This window comes from Empedobacter sp. UBA7248 (assembly GCF_002472945.1).
Taxonomy (GTDB): Bacteria; Bacteroidota; Bacteroidia; order Flavobacteriales; family Weeksellaceae; genus Empedobacter; species Empedobacter falsenii_C.
In genome coordinates, this window is record NZ_DKSU01000002.1 from 140,126 (window position 1) to 160,841 (window position 20,716).

At 30.2% G+C, this 20,716-nt stretch carries 19 protein-coding genes; 9 read left to right on the forward strand and 10 right to left on the reverse strand.

What is annotated here, in order from left to right; genetic code table 11:
* Positions 1 to 68: 68 nt before the first annotated feature.
* Both B4A23_RS00785 and B4A23_RS00790 read left to right on the forward strand, forming a co-directional pair.
* A complete protein-coding gene (locus B4A23_RS00785) occupies positions 69 to 674 on the forward strand; it encodes an IMPACT family protein (protein ID WP_291115752.1) in 606 nt (201 codons plus the stop codon).
* Positions 674 to 1,723 (forward strand): acyltransferase family protein, encoded by a 1,050-nt coding sequence (locus B4A23_RS00790; RefSeq protein WP_291115755.1) that lies wholly within the window; start codon positions 674 to 676, stop codon positions 1,721 to 1,723. Before B4A23_RS00785 ends, B4A23_RS00790 begins: the two co-directional genes overlap by 1 nt.
* Before the next feature lie 253 nt (positions 1,724 to 1,976).
* Here the strand turns inward: B4A23_RS00790 and B4A23_RS00795 are convergent, their stop codons facing one another.
* Both B4A23_RS00795 and B4A23_RS00800 read right to left on the reverse strand, forming a co-directional pair.
* Positions 1,977 to 2,474 carry a hypothetical protein gene (locus B4A23_RS00795; protein ID WP_244957947.1) on the reverse strand — a complete coding sequence of 166 codons (498 nt, stop codon included), beginning with the start codon at positions 2,472 to 2,474 and terminating at the stop codon, positions 1,977 to 1,979.
* A gap of 29 nt (positions 2,475 to 2,503) precedes the next feature.
* The gene (locus tag B4A23_RS00800) at positions 2,504 to 3,031 is read right to left on the reverse strand and encodes a hypothetical protein (protein WP_291115758.1); all 528 of its coding nucleotides are present in this window, start codon (positions 3,029 to 3,031) and stop codon (positions 2,504 to 2,506) included.
* 172 nt (positions 3,032 to 3,203) lie between these two features.
* Between B4A23_RS00800 and B4A23_RS00805 the strand changes: the two genes are divergently transcribed.
* The gene (locus tag B4A23_RS00805) at positions 3,204 to 4,421 is read left to right on the forward strand and encodes a LuxR C-terminal-related transcriptional regulator (RefSeq protein ID WP_291115761.1); all 1,218 of its coding nucleotides are present in this window, start codon (positions 3,204 to 3,206) and stop codon (positions 4,419 to 4,421) included.
* Positions 4,422 to 4,484: 63 nt separating this feature from the next.
* Here B4A23_RS00805 and B4A23_RS00810 read toward each other — a convergent pair whose 3' ends face one another.
* Positions 4,485 to 6,989, reverse strand: a complete 2,505-nt coding sequence (locus B4A23_RS00810; protein ID WP_291115764.1) for a T9SS type A sorting domain-containing protein — start codon at positions 6,987 to 6,989, stop codon at positions 4,485 to 4,487.
* Between the two features lie 286 nt (positions 6,990 to 7,275).
* Between B4A23_RS00810 and B4A23_RS00815 the strand changes: the two genes are divergently transcribed.
* Positions 7,276 to 8,076 carry a T9SS type A sorting domain-containing protein gene (locus tag B4A23_RS00815; RefSeq protein ID WP_291115767.1) on the forward strand — a complete coding sequence of 267 codons (801 nt, stop codon included), beginning with the start codon at positions 7,276 to 7,278 and terminating at the stop codon, positions 8,074 to 8,076.
* A gap of 34 nt (positions 8,077 to 8,110) precedes the next feature.
* On the opposite strand, the gene B4A23_RS00820 is transcribed toward B4A23_RS00815, so the two are convergent.
* A complete protein-coding gene (locus B4A23_RS00820; RefSeq protein ID WP_135835150.1) occupies positions 8,111 to 8,581 on the reverse strand; it encodes a DUF1810 family protein in 471 nt (156 codons plus the stop codon).
* Positions 8,582 to 8,644: 63 nt separating this feature from the next.
* The gene (gene argS / locus B4A23_RS00825; RefSeq protein ID WP_291115770.1) at positions 8,645 to 10,417 is read right to left on the reverse strand and encodes an arginine--tRNA ligase; all 1,773 of its coding nucleotides are present in this window, start codon (positions 10,415 to 10,417) and stop codon (positions 8,645 to 8,647) included.
* 110 nt (positions 10,418 to 10,527) lie between these two features.
* Between argS and B4A23_RS00830 the strand changes: the two genes are divergently transcribed.
* Complete coding sequence (locus tag B4A23_RS00830; RefSeq protein ID WP_286511747.1) at positions 10,528 to 11,883, forward strand: DEAD/DEAH box helicase; 1,356 nt, start codon at positions 10,528 to 10,530, stop codon at positions 11,881 to 11,883.
* A gap of 28 nt (positions 11,884 to 11,911) precedes the next feature.
* Here the strand turns inward: B4A23_RS00830 and msrA are convergent, their stop codons facing one another.
* Positions 11,912 to 12,445: a peptide-methionine (S)-S-oxide reductase MsrA gene (msrA, locus tag B4A23_RS00835; protein ID WP_291115774.1), complete on the reverse strand. Its 534-nt coding sequence runs from the start codon at positions 12,443 to 12,445 to the stop codon at positions 11,912 to 11,914.
* A 65-nt stretch (positions 12,446 to 12,510) separates the two neighbouring features.
* On the reverse strand, positions 12,511 to 12,972 hold the full coding sequence (locus tag B4A23_RS00840; RefSeq protein WP_115001022.1) for an Lrp/AsnC family transcriptional regulator: 462 nt from the start codon (positions 12,970 to 12,972) through the stop codon (positions 12,511 to 12,513).
* 327 nt (positions 12,973 to 13,299) lie between these two features.
* On the opposite strand from B4A23_RS00840, the gene metK reads away from it, so the two are divergent.
* Positions 13,300 to 14,559: a methionine adenosyltransferase gene (gene metK / locus B4A23_RS00845; RefSeq protein WP_291115777.1), complete on the forward strand. Its 1,260-nt coding sequence runs from the start codon at positions 13,300 to 13,302 to the stop codon at positions 14,557 to 14,559.
* A 58-nt stretch (positions 14,560 to 14,617) separates the two neighbouring features.
* On the opposite strand, the gene B4A23_RS00850 is transcribed toward metK, so the two are convergent.
* Together B4A23_RS00850 and B4A23_RS00855 are read right to left on the reverse strand one after the other, a co-directional pair.
* Positions 14,618 to 14,995 carry a hypothetical protein gene (locus B4A23_RS00850; protein WP_286511746.1) on the reverse strand — a complete coding sequence of 126 codons (378 nt, stop codon included), beginning with the start codon at positions 14,993 to 14,995 and terminating at the stop codon, positions 14,618 to 14,620.
* Between the two features lie 96 nt (positions 14,996 to 15,091).
* Positions 15,092 to 15,475 (reverse strand): hypothetical protein, encoded by a 384-nt coding sequence (locus tag B4A23_RS00855; protein ID WP_180904669.1) that lies wholly within the window; start codon positions 15,473 to 15,475, stop codon positions 15,092 to 15,094.
* 145 nt (positions 15,476 to 15,620) lie between these two features.
* On the opposite strand from B4A23_RS00855, the gene fabG reads away from it, so the two are divergent.
* Both fabG and menD read left to right on the forward strand, forming a co-directional pair.
* A complete protein-coding gene (gene fabG, locus B4A23_RS00860; protein ID WP_038336119.1) occupies positions 15,621 to 16,364 on the forward strand; it encodes a 3-oxoacyl-[acyl-carrier-protein] reductase in 744 nt (247 codons plus the stop codon).
* Between the two features lie 82 nt (positions 16,365 to 16,446).
* Positions 16,447 to 18,117 carry a 2-succinyl-5-enolpyruvyl-6-hydroxy-3-cyclohexene-1-carboxylic-acid synthase gene (gene menD, locus B4A23_RS00865; protein ID WP_291115780.1) on the forward strand — a complete coding sequence of 557 codons (1,671 nt, stop codon included), beginning with the start codon at positions 16,447 to 16,449 and terminating at the stop codon, positions 18,115 to 18,117.
* Positions 18,118 to 18,163: 46 nt separating this feature from the next.
* On the opposite strand, the gene B4A23_RS00870 is transcribed toward menD, so the two are convergent.
* A complete protein-coding gene (locus B4A23_RS00870; RefSeq protein ID WP_291115783.1) occupies positions 18,164 to 18,820 on the reverse strand; it encodes a SanA/YdcF family protein in 657 nt (218 codons plus the stop codon).
* A 157-nt stretch (positions 18,821 to 18,977) separates the two neighbouring features.
* Between B4A23_RS00870 and B4A23_RS00875 the strand changes: the two genes are divergently transcribed.
* Positions 18,978 to 20,684, forward strand: coding sequence for a M64 family metallopeptidase (locus B4A23_RS00875; protein WP_291115786.1), 1,707 nt, complete (start codon positions 18,978 to 18,980; stop codon positions 20,682 to 20,684).
* The last annotated feature ends 32 nt before the right edge of the window (positions 20,685 to 20,716 follow it).

Consider the following 20,716-nt stretch of genomic DNA (forward strand, 5'->3'; position numbering starts at 1 on the left):
ATAAATATAAAACCTTTTTTCTTTAAAAGTAGTATTTAAACTATCTTTGCGGTACTTTTCAATACAACATGACGGACAATTATCGTACAATCGAGAAAGCGGTGGAAGATGTAATTTTCAAAGAATTGGGTAGTAAGTTTATTAATTTTGCTTATCCAGTTGAAAATGAAGATGACATCAAAATTTATTTGGATCAATTGCACGAAATACATCCCGACGCCAATCATCATTGTTACGCGTACGCACTTGGAATTGATGGTAAAAATCATCGTGCAAATGATGATGGAGAACCAAGCGGTTCGGCTGGTTTACCTATTTATAATCAAATTTTATCAAGTGAAATCACCAATATTTTGATTGTTTCTGTACGTTATTTTGGCGGAACAAAATTGGGAATTCCTGGTTTGGTAAAAGCCTATAAATATGCAGCGCAAGTTGTGTTAGAAGAAGCGAATATTGTAGAAAAATTTGTTTCGAAGCGTGTAAAAATGGTTTTCAATTATGATCAACAAGGAATTGTAGAGCGCAATGTCGATCGTATTTCTGGAGAAATTAAAGACAAACATTTTTCTGATAAATGTATGTTTACAATTTCGGTAAGAGAAAGTAAATTGGACGAATTTATTCGCATGTTTGACGAATATTATCAAATGGAAATTAAAATTATTGACTGATGCTAAACAGCTTAACTTCTTTACGTTTTTTCTTTGCTTTTGTCGTTTTTTTAAGCCATTTAACGTTTGTAAAAACCGATTTAGCTTGGTATAATTATCTAAAAAATAACGTCTTTTTCGAAGGTTATCTTGGTGTTGGTTTTTTCTTTATTTTGAGCGGATTTGTTTTGGCGCTTAATTACGAAAAGAAAGTCATCGACAATCCAAATTTTGACAAAAAGAAGTTTTATATCGCGCGAATTGCTCGTATTTATCCGCTTCATGTCCTAACCTTTTGTGTTATGTTGCCGTTTGTTATCATCAATGTTTGGCAAGGTTATTTTCATTGGGATATTGCAGGTGCAAACTTATTTTTATTACAATCTTACATTCCGGTAAAAGACTTTTATTTCTCTATTAATAACGTTTCATGGAGTATTTCGACCGAATTATTTTTCTATTTAATGTTTCCTTTTTATGTGATTTGGTTGCATAAATTTCCGAAACTGAAATATATTTTATTACTAATTATTCCGATTATCATTTTTGCAGAACCTTATTTCAAAACAAATATGAAGTTGGAAAAAGCAATTTTTTACATCAATCCAATTGTTCGCAGTTTCGATTTTATTTTAGGAATTATTACCTGTCAAATCTATAAAAAGATAAAAGATACGCCTATCAATTTTTCAAAAGGAACTTTAATAGAAATCATTGCAATTACAGTTTTGGCAATCTTTTTTTACTTCCACAATGATGTTGCGAGAGCTTTTCGTTACGGAATTTATTATTGGATTCCGATGGTTGGAATTGTTCTAATTTTTGCATTACAAAAAGGTTTCTTTTCGAGAATTCTTCAACACAAAACCTTGGTTTATTTAGGTGAAATCAGTTTTGCGTTTTACATGATTCATATGATTGTGATAAAATATGGAAATCAATATTTACCTAAAATCAATGATTTTCAGAAAATTGGAATTTATTTTGTAATTGCTTTAATTCTAAGTGCATTAACGTTTGAATATTTTGAGAAACCCGTTGCGAAGTGGATCAAAAGTAAAGTGAAGTAGTAGCGAGCATTTCTAGAAAATTAATTTAAATAGTTAATTATAATTGAAATTGTAACAATGATAATTGAAACAACAATCAAAATATCTAAGTAATTTATTTTTTTCGAACCAAAATTTGTTGTTCGTTTGCGTTTTCGTGAATACACTATTTCTTTGTTCATTTTTTTAAAAGAAAATAAGCCGCGAGTTACCACGACTTATTTGTCAAATAATTAATAGTACATTATATAGTTAAAAGTTTTTAGTAATTCTATTATTGGTACTTGTAACAGCTTCCTGTTTTCTTTGCCGATTTACCTGTCATTTTATCAGATAATAATAGAATAAATGGACATCTAACTTCTGCAGCTTGTTGTTTCAAAACTTTTTCTGCACGTTCATCTTTTCCATTTCCAGTTCTGAAGTTAATCATACCTGTTTTAGATTTTAAATCATCTCCTTTTTTCAAACCTGCAACCAAAGATTTATCTTCCAAAATAATCACTTTCCCCCAATCTTTATCGTCAGTAATTTCAATTTTATCAGAAACATCTTCAATACGTGTACTTTTCCCGTAAAATACTTTATTAACAGAATATTTACTCAAAGACTGTATAGCATCTTCTCCATCATACGTATACTCTACCGTAAATTCTCCTACACGCTTAATCTGACCTTCGATAATCTCACCAGAATGTTTGTAAATTTTATCTACTTGTCCAAATGCTAGCGAAGCCATAAGACCTAATCCTAAAATAAAAATGTTTTTCATTGTTAATTGTTTTAAATATTGACTTAATTTTAATTGATTTCTAAAATACTTTCAGTTTCGTTGATTGTAATTGTGGTTTTTAGAGGACTAGATTCCAGTAAACCATAATTTTCTTTTAGATTGGTGGTCGGTTTTTTCAATAAATCAATTAAGTGATCAATTGATTCTTGATAGATTTTCTTTTTTGTTGAGCTCTTAACTAAAGAAATATAATACGTCTTATAGTTTTTCTTAATTGGAGCTTCTTTTTCTATTTCTTCTGCAATATTTTTAAAGAAACTAGTTCTATTTTCAGAATTTTTGACCACAATACGTTTTATATTTTTACCTTCAGTTTCTACCTCAATATTCAACGTATATGGTTCAATTTTTACTGAGTTGTACATTACTTTTTGATTTCCAAAATTATCTTCAACAGATGCAGAAGAAACTTTATAAAAATCCTCTAACTCATTTACTCGATTTCCAATAAATTGTTTTAAATTTTTATAATCCAAATTTTGAGAGAAACCTATACTACACAACAATAGTAATAAAGTAGATAAAATAATCTTCATTTTTATAAATAATTAGCTATTAACACTAGATTTATGTGTAAATAAATTCTTTGCAAATTTTAGGATTCAGTACTTAAATTCCTACTTTTGCAGGAGTAGTTATGAGGTAGTTTAATGATTACTACCTATGGGTAGTTGAGTTACTTTACTAAATATCAGTTATATAATAAAAATGAATAACAAAACACTTTTAATATTCTTTACTCTATTTTTCACCCAGGTAGGGATAGGAAATACAATAAATTCCGAAATTCTAAAAAAAGAAATTTCATCTTATAATGAAATCGGTTCATTTGATAAATCAATTATCAAATTAGATAGTATTATACATTCTAAAAACGTAACGAATTACGATTTATATAATCTGTATTTGTTAAAATATCTTACATATAAAACATTATTAAATTATCCAGAAGCAGAAGAAAATTTAAACGTTGCTGAAAAATATGGTTTAAAGAGTGCTAAATACAAATCCGAAGTTGAGACAAGAGTTTTGATTGAACGAATCTTTATCCAATTTGATTATTTAAAATATGATAAGGTTGAGGAATTGCTCCAAAAAGTAAATAAATCTAATTTAAAATATTTGGATGCCGAAACGTATGGCTTTTATATTTCTGTTCTAGGCACAATGAATAGTATAAATAAAAATTATATCCAGGCAGAAAAAGATTATTTGGAAGGTATAGAAATTTTGAAGCAAAAATCTCCCAAACATTTACCTAATATTTATAGAAAGCTTTTACACTTATATACAGAAACAAAAGACAATAAGAAGGCTTTAGAAGCTTTTAGCAAAGGGTTATATTATGCAAAACATTTTGGTATAAAACTTTATATTTTGAATATGTATGAATCTCTTACTTGGTATTATGCTCAGAATGAAGATTGGGAAAAAGCATATAAAACAAGATTAATTGTGAATGATCTTGCAACCGATTATGATGCAATTAATCAAAGTGGAAAATTGCAAAATTTAGAAAGAGAAATCATTAACAAACGAAACGATTTAGAAGTTCGAAATCAGAAAAATATCCGACTATTTCTGGTTATTATTTCTGCAATTTTGATCATATTATTAATTGTTCTTTATAAATTCTACAAGATAAACATCGAAAAAAGAAAACTTGTTGAAAATGAAAATGAACGGATGAGAAATAAACTTTCTAATTTGATTAATCATTCAAATAATGCAAATCAAGTTGAAAAGAAAATTATTTTAAGTGATTATAATCTTTCGGAAAGGCAATTGGATATCATCGAATTAGTAAAAAAAGGATTTACAAATAAAGAAATTGCAACTGAACTCTATATTTCTGAGAATACAGTGAAATATCATTTGAAGGTTATTTACAATACTCTGGGAATAGAGAGTCGTAATTCGTTGTAAATAAAAAAGTCTACTCATATAAAGTGAGTAGACTTTTTGTTAATTAATTATAATGCTATTTTATTATTTCTTTATAATTTTTTTAGTTTCAATACCATTTTCTGTTTCGATTTGAACAATATAAATACCAGATTTCAATCCTTTCATTCCAATTGTTGATTGATTGTTCACTTGTTTTACAACTTGTCCTAAAGTATTTAAAACCGTAACTTTATTAATCTTATTATTCAAATTAGTTCTCACCTCAAATTTATCTTGAACTGGATTTGGATAAATAGAAATATTCGAATTAGTGATGCTAACTTCTGATGTCATCAGATTTTCTTTTTCAAATTCAGTTTTGATATAATATAAGTTAGCCGTATCGCCTTTTGTAATTTTATTTTCACCAATAGGAACGTCATTTATAATTACAATACCATCTTTTGCCACATAATTTACGCTATTAAGCTTTATCTTACCATTAAAACTTGGATCAAGAACCAATGTTAAAGTTGATTTCTTTTTAGTCGTATAACTAATAACTGTTGCAGATTCTATTTTCAGACGTTTTGTAAAAGTCAACTCATCATAAGTAGCCGTTCCATCTGTCGAATTAATATTAGCCGTTCCAGAAAATGTATAAAACTTACTTGACAAACCGTTTATTGTAAAGTTATGTGTTTCTACACTTGCACTTGTTTCATCTGTATCAATTGTAATGGTACCTGTTGCTGAAATTGGTGTTCCTGTACCAATGGTTTTAACTGTAAAACTTGTATCTGAAGTTGGTGTACCAAATACCGATAATGTTTTTTTCGAAATATCTTTCGTAAAATCTACTCCATTTGCAGGAAGTCCAACTATTTCTATATCGCTAGCTGTTCCTCCCCAAACAAAATTCATTGGTTCTATTGCTGTATTCGGTTTTACTGTCTGATCATTATTAGTTGGTATTACTAATGTGTGCGTACTTACAGGTGTATAATCGATACCTTGAACATAAACTAATGAAGATTTGTAATTTTTCAACAAGCTCATCAATGCCTGATTTACTGCGTACGATTTATCATCAACAGAATTATCAAACGTAAATTTTATATCTCCTCCTTCTACTCGACCTGCGTATTTCATAATTTTATCTTTTGCTATACTTGGTTCATCAACTATCAAATTCTTTACATAAAATGAAGAATTAGTATCAAAATTATTATAAACCGAAGCTCCTTTCAAAGCTTTAATAGAAGAACTTAATACTTCATCTCTTGTTTTTGAAACATAAGCATCAAACTGAATAGGATTTGAAGATGCATCGTAAGGCAAAAATGAATTAGCTCCTTCTATATAATTATTAAATGCTTTTATAATTCCGCCATCTTCATTAGAAAAAGTTCCTGTTGAATTAGATGCGATATCACTTCCTTGCTTAGAAATCAACATAGGATATTTTGAATTCCTGAAATAATTGCCTTCTGCAAAAATAGAAGCACCCATAGTCGTTCCAATACCATATTTAGAATTACCATCGTAATAATTATTATAAATGTGAGTTGTATAAGTTCTTACACGAGGATGTCTAGAATCTGAATGATCAAACCAATTGTGATGATAAGTTGCATAAGCATTAACTGTATTCGCTTCGCTCAAACCAAGCAGACTTGATTTACCATTATCCCAAAAATGATTATACGAAAAAGTGATATAGCCAGACTTTTTTGCATCTAAAGCTCCATCTCCTTTTTCTTGATCTGCATCTTTTCCAGGAAAACCATAAAATAGGTCATTATTATGTACCCAGATATAATCATTGGACTGTTGCAAGCTTATATTATCTCCTTCAGCTGCATCAGTTAACATAAAACCTAGATTACGAATTTCTACATTTGAAGCATTTTTAATTCGTACTCCCCATCCATTTGCTACAGCATCTATTCCAACACCTTCAAATGTGATATAACTTCCACTATTATTATTATTTTCTATAACAATATCTCCATTCAACATGTATGAAAAATCAGTTAAATTTCCTAAAAGACGTACAACAAGAGGTCTAGTATCTTTTCCTTTCTTAAAACCATCTAAGATATTTTGTAAACCAACACAAGGATTACTATTTGCCCCAGTAACATTCAAACTTATAGAGTTCTTGTTATCCTCTGAAACATACAAAACAACAGCATCATTTTTTAATGTTCCGTCAAAATTATACGCTCCTGGTGCTCTATTGTTACTATGTGCAAAACCTTTACGGTCATAAGGTAATACAGTTACATTACTTGTGACAACATTCTCTTTTTCAAGACCATTTACAACTGATACTATTTTAAATGTATATTCTCCAGAAGCCAATCCTAAAATATCAGCTCTGAAAAAAGATCCGTAATTCCTTATTAATTGAGTATCTATTTTTTTATTATTGATTCCGTTCCCTGAATAATATACATTGTAACTGTCAACAGCTTCAGAAGGAGGATTCCATTTAACATAAGCAGATTCTAACCACCCTGCTGATTCTGTAACATTAACTTTTTGAGCGGATAAATTAATTATACCTAAAACTCCAAAAGCATTTAATAAAATTTTTTTCATAAATAGTGTTTTAATTGTAATCGATTACATTACTTTATCTAAATTTTAACTTTCACACAAAAATACATCGTGTATTATATACAATATTAATAATTATTTTAAAATATTTCTTAAAAATAGTTGAAAACAATCATCTTATTAATCAATAACTTATATAATTATTAACACATTTATTTCAAAGCGTCATATTTACATTATAAAGTGTATTTTTTTTGATAAATTGAACAATAAGATTAACTTTATGCAAACGATTACATTAATATAAATCACAAAAAAAATTGAAATTATGAAGAAATCTTTAATCTTTTCGGCATTATCTTTAACGATAATGTCACTTAGTGTTAATGCTCAAACATTAACTAAATCATGGGACTTTAGTACATGGAATAATGAATCAACTGGTTATTCTGAAACTAAAATTATTGATAACCTAGGCTTATTTGCTGGCGCAAGTGTTACAAATATGGGAGTTGTTGAAAGCAATAATGCTACATTTCCAGACACATGGAAAGGAAGCAAACGATTAAAATTAAACGGAGGAAGTTACGAAACTACTGAAACTTCTTATATATCTCCATCGAAAAGATATTTATTCTTTTCTGTAACAGAACCAGTTAAAATAAAAGTTTGGTTTAAATCAGGAAGCTCTTCTGGAACGAGAACATTATATATAACTGATGGAAAAGAAGTTATTAGTAAAGTTGATGTAAATGGTAATGATAATATCGCAACCGATTACATTGAGTATAAAGGAGGTGCAGGAACTATTTATTTAGGAGGCGATCAAGCTTTAAACATTTATAAAATAGAAGTTTATGACGGAAAACTAGGAACAACCTCTACCCTATCTACAAAAAACGTATCTACAAAAAATTCTGTAAAAGTTATAAGTTCTAATGGAAAGATTTTTATTTCCAACTTAAAAAACACGAATATTAAAATTAATGTCTATACTTATTCAGGAAATTTAATTAAATCTTTAAATGCTACTCAAGATATTAATTTTGATTTAAATAATGGAAATTATATAGTTAATATTCAATCTGATGATGAAGTTACCTCAACAAAAGTTATTGTAAAAAAATAATCTCACAAAAAAATCTCGCAATTGCGAGATTTTTTTATTTATTCATTTGTTTCAATATACTTAATGTTTTTTTATCGACTTGATCTGCATAAAAAAACTTCAAAACGTCTTTAATAATTTTTTCTTTCGGAACTATAAAGTTGAATAATGTCAAACTTGATTTCAGTTTCATCGCATCATTTTTTCCGAAAATTAATTGCGGAATTACGCCTTTATGTTGCATTAATAATACAGATAAAACTTCTAAATAATTTCCCCAAAGTTCTTCATCTTTCACAAAAGCTCTCGCCTCTTCTTTCGAAGAAATCGAAAATTCTAATGACGAATCACTCGAACCTAATCCTACTAATTGAGGAAACATAAAAACAATCCAATTCGTTTGTTTTTTTCCTGCATGAACTTCCATTAAGATTTCATCATACACAAAACTTTGCGCATCGTGAAATCGTTTCAAATTAAATTTATCGTGAGGATCTTTTTGTTTCAGTAAATCTCCTATTTTCATATTGTAAAGTTAAAAAAATACCTCACCAAATTGATGAGGCATTTTATTTATTTTATAAGTCAATTACATTCTTTCCGGAACACCAATTCCTAACAAGCGTAACGAATTCTGAATTGTATTTGCAACCCATTGAGAAAGATACAAACGGAAGTTTTTCACGTTTTCATCTTCATTTTTTAAGATTGGATTATTTTGGTAGAATGAATTAAATAGTTTCACCAATTCGTACACATAATTTGCAATCAAAGCTGGACTCATTTCTGTTGCTGCTTTTTCTATCGTATCTTCGAAATCATATAATGCTCGAATAATTTCTTTTTCAGCATCATTCAATTCAATTGCATTTGCATCAAATTCTTTTGGAGATTCTTTTCTCAATAATGACTGAATACGCGCAAAAGTGTATTGAATAAATGGTCCTGTATTTCCATTAAAATCGACAGATTCTTTCGGATCGAATAAAATACGTTTCTTAGGATCTACTTTCAAAATGTAATATTTCAAAGCACCCATCGCAATTGTTTCGTACAATTCAGCTTTTTCATCATCAGACATTCCGTCTAATTTTCCTAATTCTTCAGAAATCTCTTTTGCTGTATTGTAAACTTCTTGCATCAAATCATCTGCATCTACAACTGTTCCTTCACGAGATTTCATTTTTCCGTTTGGTAAATCAACCATTCCGTAAGACAAGTGATGTAAAGCATCAGCCCAAGAATAACCTAACTTTTTCAAGATTAAGAACAAAACTTTGAAGTGATAATCTTGCTCATTTCCTACAACATACGTTAATTCTTCTAACATTGGATTATTTTTGAAACGCTCTACTGCAGTTCCTAAATCTTGTGTGATATAAACCGAAGTTCCGTCAGAACGTAAAACTAATTTTTCATCCAAACCTTCTGCAGTCAAATCAATCCAAACAGAACCATCTTCTCTTTTGTAGAAAACACCTTTGTTTAAACCTTCTTCAACAATATCTTTTCCTAAAATATAGGTATTTGATTCGTATAAATATTCGTCAAAAGCAACACCAAGACGTTTGTACGTTTTCGCGAAACCATCATACACCCAACCGTTCATTTTTTGCCAAAGCTCAATAACTTTTGGTTCATGTGCTTCCCATTGACGCAACATTTCTTGTGCTTCTAAGAAAATTGGAGCTTCTTTTTTCGCTTCATCTTCCGTTTTTCCTTGTGCTTCTAATTCTTTGATTTCTTGACGATAATGTTTGTCAAATTCCACATAATATTTTCCTACCAAATGGTCGCCTTTCATATTTGCAGATTCTGGCGTTTCACCATTTCCAAATTTTTCCCAAGCAATCATCGATTTACAAATGTGAATACCACGATCGTTGATAATTTGTGTTTTAATCACATTATTTCCTGCTGCTTCAATGATTTGAGAAACCGAAAATCCTAACAAATTATTACGAACATGTCCTAAATGCAAAGGTTTGTTTGTATTTGGCGATGAATATTCTACCATTACCGTTCTCGAATTTTCATCAACTTTTGTAATTCCAAAAGTTGAATTTTGTGCATTTTGAGTAAAATTTTCTAAAAATTCTACTGAACTTAAACTCATATTCAAGAAACCTTTTACAACATTAAACGCTGTAATTTTATTATTTTCAACCAAATTTTCACCGATTTTAGCACCGATTTCTTCTGGTTTACCTTTCAAAGTTCTGATTAATGGGAAAACAACCAATGTATAATCACCTTCAAACTCTTTCCTTGTAAACTGAATTTCAACAGATTCAGGGTTAATTTGATAAACGTTTTGAATCGCTTCTAAAACATTCTGCGTGATGTATTGTTTTAAACTCATTTTTATTCCTTTTTACTTAATCGAAATGCAAAAGTACGAAGTTTCAACGAATTTGAACGGATTGCACATTGAGTTTTTAAGAAGTCATCAAGAAAACTTATCTTTGCAAAATGAAAGCTACATTTGCGGATTTCGAATTAACAAAACAATTGAGTTCGGCTTTAGAAAAGTTGAATATCACAACCCCTACTCCAATTCAAGAAAAATCATTCAAACCGATTCTTTCTGGACGAGATATAATGGGAATTGCCCAAACAGGTACAGGTAAAACAATGGCTTATTTATTGCCTTTGTTAAATACATATCAATACTCTAAAACGAATCAACCAAAGATTGTTATTTTGGTTCCGACACGCGAATTAGTTGTTCAGGTTACCGATATTTTAGAGCAATTAACAGAATTTATCAATGTTCGTGTTTTAGGAATTTATGGTGGTGTAAACATCAATACACAAAAATTATTGGTGTATGAAGGCGTTGATATTTTGGTTGGAACACCAGGTCGTGTCTTAGATTTGGCGATTGACAATGTTTTATCATTCAAAGAAATGAAAAAATTAGTAGTTGACGAATTTGACGAAATGTTGAGTTTAGGTTTTCGTCCGCAACTGATTCATTTATTTACAATGATGAGCGATAAACGTCAAAACATTTTATTTTCTGCAACGATGACAGATCAGGTTGATGATATGTTGCACGAATATTTCAAAAATCCTATTGAAATTTCGTTGGCTCGTTCGGGAACTCCTTTAGAAAAAATTTCTCAATCAGCTATTTCTGTTGAGAATTTCAATACAAAATTGAATTTAATTGTTCATCAATTAGATGATAAAGCTAAATTTGAGAAAGTTTTAATTTTCGCAAACAATAAAAAACACGCTGATTTAATTTTCAATCATTTAGATGAAATTTATCCAGATGAATTTGGTGTAATTCATTCTAATAAATCTCAAAATTATCGTTTGAGAACAATGGAAGCCTTTACCAGAGATGAATACCGAGGAATTATTACAACTGATATTATGGCTCGTGGTTTAGATATTCCAGATGTTACACATGTAATCAATTTCGAGATTCCAGATATTCCAGAACAATATATTCACCGAATTGGACGTACAGGACGTGCGGATAAAAAAGGTGAAGCAATTTCTTATTTTTCTGAAAAAGAAATTGAGCGTTTAGATGATATCGAAGCCTTGATGGATAAAGAGATTGAAGAGATTCCTTTCCCTGAAGATGAAGTAAAAATCAATCCTGTAAAACGTGAATTCGAGAAAGATGTTGTAAAAATGAAACAGCTTACAACTGTAAAAATTGAAGAACGTGGTGCAGCATTTCACGAGAAAAAAGATAAAAATAAAAAGGTGAATTTGGGAGGTCCTACAAAACGTAAACCACCAAAATCTAAACCTAAAAACCGTGGTCAGCAAAAACAAAAAGCGAAAGCACGCAAAAAAGGAAAATAAAATGAAAGCGACCAATTGGTCGCTTTTCTTATTTTAAAATCTGTTTGAATTTAGATTTAAATTTTGCAATTTTTGGCCCAACAACTGCCGAACAATATGGCTGATCCGGATTTTCATTGTAATAACCTTGATGATAATCTTCGGCTGGCCAAAATTTATCTAAAGGCTCTATTGTTGTAACGAATTTATCTTCATACAAAGTTCCGTTATCAAATTTTTTTAAAGATTCTTCCGCTTGCTTTTTTTGTTCTTCTGATGTGTAAAAAATACTCGAACGATATTGTGTACCAACATCGTTTCCTTGTCTATTTATCTGTGTTGGATTATGAATATTCCAAAAAATTTCTAATAATTCTTTGTACGATATCACTTCATTGTCAAAAGTAATTTCAACAACTTCCGCATGATTTGTATCTGTATCACAAACCTGACGATAAGTAGGATTTTCTACATTACCTCCTGCAAATCCAGAGATAGCTTGTTCTACTCCATTTATCGAATTAAAAATTCCTTCCACACACCAAAAACAACCAGCTCCTAAAACTGCTATTTCCTTGCTCATGTCTTCTCTATTTTTACTTATTCAATCAAAAAAAATTCTAATTTATCAGAACCATTCTTATATTTTTATACCAATTGGAAAGCGGTATCATCTTTTACATCACCAATAACAAAAGTACTGTGAGTACTACCAATTACCTTTATTGTTGTTAGTTTATTTACCATAAAATCTCTGTATTCGTCCATATTTTCGAAAGACATTTTGATAATGTAATCGTAATCACCACTTACATGATAACTCGCCTGAACTTCTTTTAAATTCACAATTTCGTTTTCGAAAATCTTGATGTTATCAGCAGAATGTTGTTGTAACTTAATATGGCTAAATACCAAAAGCTCTCTGTTAATTAATCTTCTATTTACAAGCGCAACATATTTAGAAATAATTCCTGACTTTTCTAATTTCTTAATTCTTTCATGAATTGCGGTTGACGATAAATTTAACTTATCAGATAATTCTTTATAGGTAATTTTACTGTTTTCTTGTAGATACATTAGCAGTTGTTGATCGAGAGTGTCAAATTTCATTTCAATTAATTTTTTTCTAAAGTAACAATATTATTTTGAATAATTATCTATATAGAGCAAAAAAAATAAACGTTTACAGAAAATATATTTATAATTTATTAAAACACACCGTTTTTGTTCTATTCTAAAAAAGATAAAAAGTTAAACTCTATAATTTTTATATACTAATAAATGTTAAATATCTTTCATTATTCATATTATTCATTGTATATTTGAGCTCGAAAAAAATCGAGAGGAATGATTTGACTGATTGCAACCTCATAAAACAATTGCTAAAACAGGACTTCAGTTTTCTCCTTCCCTCTATCATTTAAAAAAAGTATAGAAATGTCATATTTATTTACGTCAGAATCAGTTTCTGAGGGGCATCCTGATAAAATTGCCGATCAAATTTCTGATTCAATTCTTGACCACTTTTTAGCATTTGATGCAAAAAGTAAAGTAGCTTGTGAAACTTTAGTAACAACTGGACAAGTTGTTTTAGCAGGTGAAGTAAAATCTAATTCTTACATTGATTTACAACGTGTAGCAAGAGAAACAATTGCTGAAATTGGTTACACGAAAAGTGAATATATGTTTGATGCAAATTCTTGTGGAATTTTATCTGCAATTCACGAGCAATCTCCAGATATTAACCAAGGTGTAGACAGACAATCTGACGAAGAGCAAGGTGCTGGTGACCAAGGAATGATGTTTGGTTATGCTACAAATGAAACTGAAAACTATATGCCTTTGGCGTTAGATTTATCGCACAGATTATTGAAAGAATTAGCGCATATCCGTAAATACGAGAAAGATTTATTGCCATATTTACGTCCTGATGCTAAATCTCAGGTAACAATTGAATATGATAATGACAACAAACCTGTTCGTATCGATACAATTGTAATTTCTACTCAACATGATGACTTCGCAAACGAAGAAGCTATGAGAGATAAAATTACAAATGACTTAGTAAGTATTTTAATTCCTCGTGTTAAAGCGCAACTACCTGTTCATTTACGCGATTTATTTACAGATAGTATTACTTACCATATCAATCCTACAGGAAAATTCGTTATTGGAGGACCTCATGGAGATACAGGTTTGACTGGTCGTAAAATTATTGTAGATACTTATGGTGGTAAAGGTGCTCACGGAGGTGGTGCTTTCTCAGGAAAAGATCCATCAAAAGTTGACCGTTCTGCTGCTTATGCTGCGCGTCATATTGCAAAAAACTTAGTTGCAGCTGGTGTTGCTGACGAAGTTTTAGTACAAGTTTCTTATGCAATTGGTGTCGCTGCTCCAGTTTCTTTATTAGTAAATACTTTCGGAACTCAAAAAGTTGAGTTAACAGAAGGAGAAATTTCTACAAAAGTTTCTGAAATCTTTGATATGAAGCCTTTCGCTATCGAGCAAAGATTAAAATTAAGAAATCCTATTTACAAAGAAACTGCATCTTACGGACACTTAGGTAGAGATCCAAAAACGGTTTCAAAACGTTTTGAATCTGCTAATGGTCAAGATGTTGTTGAAGTTGAAGTTGAATTATTCACTTGGGAAAAATTAGACTTCGTAGATCAAATTAAAACAGCTTTCGGATTATAATCTGAAATTTTAAATCATACTAAAAAATCCACTCAATATTGAGTGGATTTTTTTATGATTAATTTTTACTAATCGAATTGACTAACCAATATCGTTTTCCTTCTTTATAAGAAATATTGATACTATCTCTAGAAAGCATAATCAGTTTTGTTGGTGTCCAACCCACATTTCTTAACGAATTGCTTCCTGTCATTTCCATTTGAATATTTTCTATCGGATCAATTTTTTGAGATGTGATAAAATCAAATTTATATAAATTCTTAGATTGAGAAACTTGCACTACTCCACTATCTTGTACAATTCCTCCTAAAGAATCTTGAAAAATAATAAATCGTCTTTCATATTTTTCTTTATAAATAGTATTCTGGCTATCATCCTCATTATTACAAGAAAATATCATCATTAATAATGAAGCAAAACATACAATCGTTCTCATAAAACATCATTTTATATTTAACAATTTTCAGCTCAAAATATTGTATAAAAAAAGACGCTCACTACTGAACGTCTTTTCTATTATTATTCCTAAAAATTATCTTGTTGCATTTGCAGTCCAAGTTTTACCGTCTTTTGTGTAAAGAATTGTCAATTTAGCATTATCAATTCTAATATAAGATAATTCATCTGCTCCAACACTCACCAAAGTATTGTCACCTTTCTTTTCAAACTCAACACCGTTTAAATCTGGAATTTTATCAGAAAAAGCAAAATTATACTTTGTTCCGCTTGCAATTTTTGTTACAAATACACTACCACTTTGAGTTGATAATGAATTATTCGCGTCTTTATAACTTAAACTACCTTTGTAAGTTCCTGCAAAAAAATCGTTATTTGCTGGATCGTCATCATCATTACAAGCTGTGAATACAAATAAGGCGAAAAATGTTACCGCCAAAAATTTCAATAGATTCTTCATGTTTTTATTTTTTTATTGGTTATAACAATCAATATTTTCAATTATAATACCATAAAATGTTAAATAAAATTGATAAAGTATTTTTTAACATTTTTAACTCTCACAAAAAATCGTATTTTTGAAGCAATATATAATACCTATAAACATGAATTTATTGCAAGGTAAAACAGCAATCGTTACAGGCGCAACTCGCGGTATTGGAAAAAGTATTGCTGAAGTTTTTGTAAAAAATGGCGCTAACGTTGCCTTTACTTATGCTTCTTCTGTAGAAAAAGCTAAAGCTTTGGAAGAAGAATTGGGACAATTCGGTAAAGTAAAAGGATATCAATCTGATGCTTCTGATTACGAAGCTGCTCAAAAATTAGTAGAAGATGTAATTGCTGAGTTTGGTCAAGTTGATATTGTAATTAATAATGCTGGAATTACGAAAGATAATTTGTTGATGAGAATGTCTGCAGAGGATTTCGAAAAAGTAATTCAAACAAATTTAAATTCGGCTTTCAACTTAACAAAAGCAGTGATCAAACCAATGATGAAACAACGTTCTGGATCTATCGTGAACATGTCATCTATTGTTGGAATCAAGGGAAATGCAGGACAAGCAAATTATGCTGCATCTAAAGCTGGTTTAATTGGTTTCTCTAAATCTGTTGCGTTAGAATTAGGTTCTCGTAACATTCGTTGTAATGCAATTGCACCAGGTTTTATCGAAACTGAAATGACAGAAGTTTTAGATCAAAAAGTGGTTGAAGAATGGCGCAATGGAATTCCATTAAAACGTGGAGGACAGCCAGAAGACGTTGCAAATGCATGTTTATTCTTAGCTTCAGATTTATCAAGTTATGTAACAGGACAAGTTTTGAGTGTAGACGGAGGTTTACATACTTAATTCTTAAAAATATCATACTTTTTGAAAGGTTTTGTTTAGTAAATTTGCTAATCAAAACCTTTTATAATTTAAGACAACTACGTTGAGAAAAATATCAAATAAATTAAATGTTCAATTGATTGCCGAAACTTTTTTGGCTTTCGGAATTGATCATATCGTATTATCGCCAGGATCTCGAAACGGAGCATTAACGATGCAATTTGCGAATGACAAACGTTTCAAAACTTATAGTGTAATCGACGAGCGTTCGGCTGGATTTGTCGCTTTGGGAATGGCTCAGCAAATTCAGAAACCTGTTGTGGTTTGTTGTACTTCTGGTTCGGCAACGGCAAATTATTACCCAGCAATTACGGAAGCTTTTTTTCAAAATGTTCCTGTAATCGTTCTTTCTGCCGATCGTCCCGAACATTTAGTTGATAATTTTGATGGACAGACCATTCGTCAAAATAATTTATTCGAACAACATTCGGTTCACAATGTTCAGCTTTCCGAAAGTGAAGAAACAGATGATTTAACGCGAAATATGTTGTTGACGAAATATGCGTTGATTGATTGTATGCACAAATCTGCGCCAATTCATATCAATATGCCTTTTTCTGAACCTTTGTACGAATCTGTAACAACGCCAGATATTGAAATTGATTCAATTACAATTCCTGCAAAAGATTATCCAGAAATTGATGTGATTGATTTGATGAAACGCTGGAATGCTTCGACGCGTAAAATGATTTTGGTCGGATTACATCATCCTGATGCCGAATTTGATCATTTTGCAAAACAATTAGCTCAAGATGATTCGGTTGTTGTGTTGACAGAAGTAACGTCAAATATTCATGATGAGCGATTTTTCAATAAAATAGATCAAGTTATTTTTCCTTATTCGGAAGAAGAATTAGAAGCGTTGAAACCTGATATTTTATTGACAATTGGGCAAAATGTTGTTTCAAAAAAGATTAAAAAATTCTTACGTGATCAAAAACCAACACAACATTGGCATTTGGACGAATATTGGCAACCAGATACTTTCCAAGCATTAACAGATAAAATAGAAACGAAACCTGAATTATTTTTAGAACAGTTTGTCCCGTTTGTCAATCCAAAAGAATCTGAATATTACAACACATGGAATTCGACAAGAGAAGCAAATAATATCAAACACAAAAATTACATCAATATGATTCCGTTTTGTGATTTGAAAGCATTTGATTCTATTATCAGAAATTATCCAGAAAATTGGCAAATTCAGTACGGAAATTCGACAGTTATTCGTTACGGATTATTATTCGATCACAACAATTCGAATCCTGTTTTTTGCAATCGCGGAACAAGTGGAATTGATGGTTCTACGTCGACAGCGATTGGTGCTTGTATCGCTTCTGGTCAAAATACGGTAATGATTACGGGAGATATTTCATTTTTCTATGATTCGAATGCATTGTGGAATGTCAATATGCCGAATAATTTCAGAATTATTTTGATTAATAATGGAGGCGGAAATATTTTCAAATTTATTCCTGGTCCTTCTGAAACCGATGTTGTTGAAGATTATTTTGAAACAAAACACCATTTCACTGCCGAACATTTGGCTAAAATGTATGATTTTGAATATAATGTTGTTTCGAATTTAACAGATTTAGAAAATTCATTCAACGATTTTTATGCAGAAAGTAATCGTCCGAAGATTTTAGAAATTGATACACGAAATTCTGCTAACGATGCTATTTTAAGAGGATATTTTAGTAGTTTGAAGTAAAAATATTAGAAGAGAAATCAATTTGTTTGGTTTCTCCTTTTTTTATTCAAATTATCTCAATTTTCTCTCCTAAAAACTTTGGTTGAATACCAAAAAAACTATCAATAAAAACTTTCGTTCGAGCAAAATATTCGCGAATATTTGTTTTTAATCCAGCATGTTTATTGACATCTTTTGCATTGTAACCATATGCATTAATTCCGTTTTGACGTGCAATGTAAACCGCTCGTTGATTGTGAAATTCTTGCGAAACTACAATAAATTCATTCTGACCAAAAATTTCTTTTGCACGAATCATCGAATCTAAAGTTCTAAAACCTGCATAATCCAAATAAATCACATTTTCTGGAACTCCATTTTTTATCAACGCTTGTTTCATCGCTTCAGGTTCATTGTAATTTTTTCGTCCATGATCTCCACTCAAAATAAAATGCGTCACTTTCCCCGAGTGGTACAACTTTGTTGCAGCTTCTATACGATACGTAAAATAATAATTTTGATAACCACTCACCAAATTTGGCGCAGTTCCTAATACAACCGCAACTTTTGTTTTAGGTAAAATTTCTAATTTATCTGTAACAAATTCTTCTGTTGAGCTTTCTATTTTATAATTCGCAAAAGCTGTAAACAAAAGACTTACAATTCCTAAAATAAGTAAAGTGTAAAAAGATTTTTTCAGAAACTTTTTGGTTTTAATTTTCATAGTTGGTTCAAGATTATTTCTTGTCTTAAAAATACAATATATTCTTCAGTTTTATAATGATTTAAGAATTTCGATCTGATAATAAATATTTAAAAGCAAAATTTCATTAAAAAAATCCATATTACTATATTGCGTATTATTTTTTCAAAACACAACTATGAGAGCAAAATTATTCGTTCTAGCCACCACTCTATTTACAGTTTCAATTCTATCTGCACAAAAATTTGACATTGATACCTTGCAATATCAAGGAAGTGATAAAAACATTATCAACCTTGTTGTTTTGGCTGATGGTTATACAAAAGATGAGTTAAAATATTACAAAGAAGATGCGAAAAGGTTTACAGATTATTTTTTCAAAACGGAGCCGTTAAATCAATATACCAATTACTTTAATGTGTTTGTTGTAAATAGTATTTCTGAAGAATCTGGTGCAATTCATCCGTATTCTACCAAAGAATGTCCTACAGAAAAAGTGGATTGGGATCAATTACCTGAACGCTATAATAAATTTGTAAAGAAATATGAAGTTCCGAAAACTAATCCAAATACAATTTTCGGAAGTAGTTTTGATATTTCTGGAATTCATCGTTTGGTTGTGCCAACGAAAAATGAAAAAGTATTACAAGTTCTGAAAGATAACATCCCTAATTATAGTCAAGTTGTAATTCTTGTTAATTCTCCTTTTTATGGTGGTTCTGGAGGAGAATTTGCGACGACAACAGTTAATTTTAAAAGTAATGATATTGCTGTTCACGAAATTGGACATTCTTTTGCAAAGTTGTCTGACGAATATTGGTCTGGTCCGTTGTATACGGTTCCTGGTCCAAATAAAACGCAAAATATGCAAGATGTTCCTTGGAAAAATTGGATTGGGACAAATGGAATTGGAATTTATGCGTATGGTGAAAAAGATGCAAGAGCACAATGGTTTCGTCCGCACGAATTCTGTAAAATGCAGTATTTAATTGCACCTTTTTGTAATGTTTGTCAAGAAGAATTTATTGAAATAATTCATCAAAAAACAAATCCAATTATTTCTACAAAACCTGCTGTTGATATTCCTCTTAACACAGAAAACATGAATGCTTTTACACTTAATTTAGTTAAACCTATTCCAAATACATTGAAAGTAAAATGGATTTTGAATAATAAACTGATTGCAGAAAATTTGGATTCTATTCATCTAAATAGAGGTCAATTCAACCTTGAGAAAAATATTTTGAGAGCAGAAGTAACTGATACAACGCAATTGGTGAGAAAAGAAAGTCATACGAATCATATGTACGCAACGCAATGGGAAATTTCAAAACCTAATAATGTGAATTTAACTTCACCAATTTTGGCATGGGGCGAAAATCAAGAAAGTTGTTACAATGGACATCAGGCTTTAACGGTAAAAAATCCAGAAGCGGAAGTTGAATATTTTTGGTATGATGAGCTAAATTCTACACAACCATTTGCAAAAGGAAATAACATTATTAGTCCAACTATTACTGAGAATAAGACTTATTACGTAGAAAGTAATTGGAACAACAAAAAATCTGAAGGAAAAGCGATTCAAATTTCTGTTTTAGAAAAAATTAATCTTTCTGAAAAAGTTAGTGTCAAACAGAATAAAAAAGACGGAACAATTATACTTTCTTTAAAAAATACTGACGATAAAAAATATAAATTCGAATGGTTGGATGAAAAAGGAAATAGACTTTATAATTTCGATCCAAAAGAGAATAAAACGATTTATAAAGGTAGTGATTCATCATCAATCACAATCAAAAATGAATTCTTAGGTTCTACAATTTATGTCAAGAAAATAGATAAAGAAACCACATGTTCTAGTGAAAAAATTGCAATAAAATTGTAATAAATAAAGCGACCAAAAGGTCGCTTTATTTA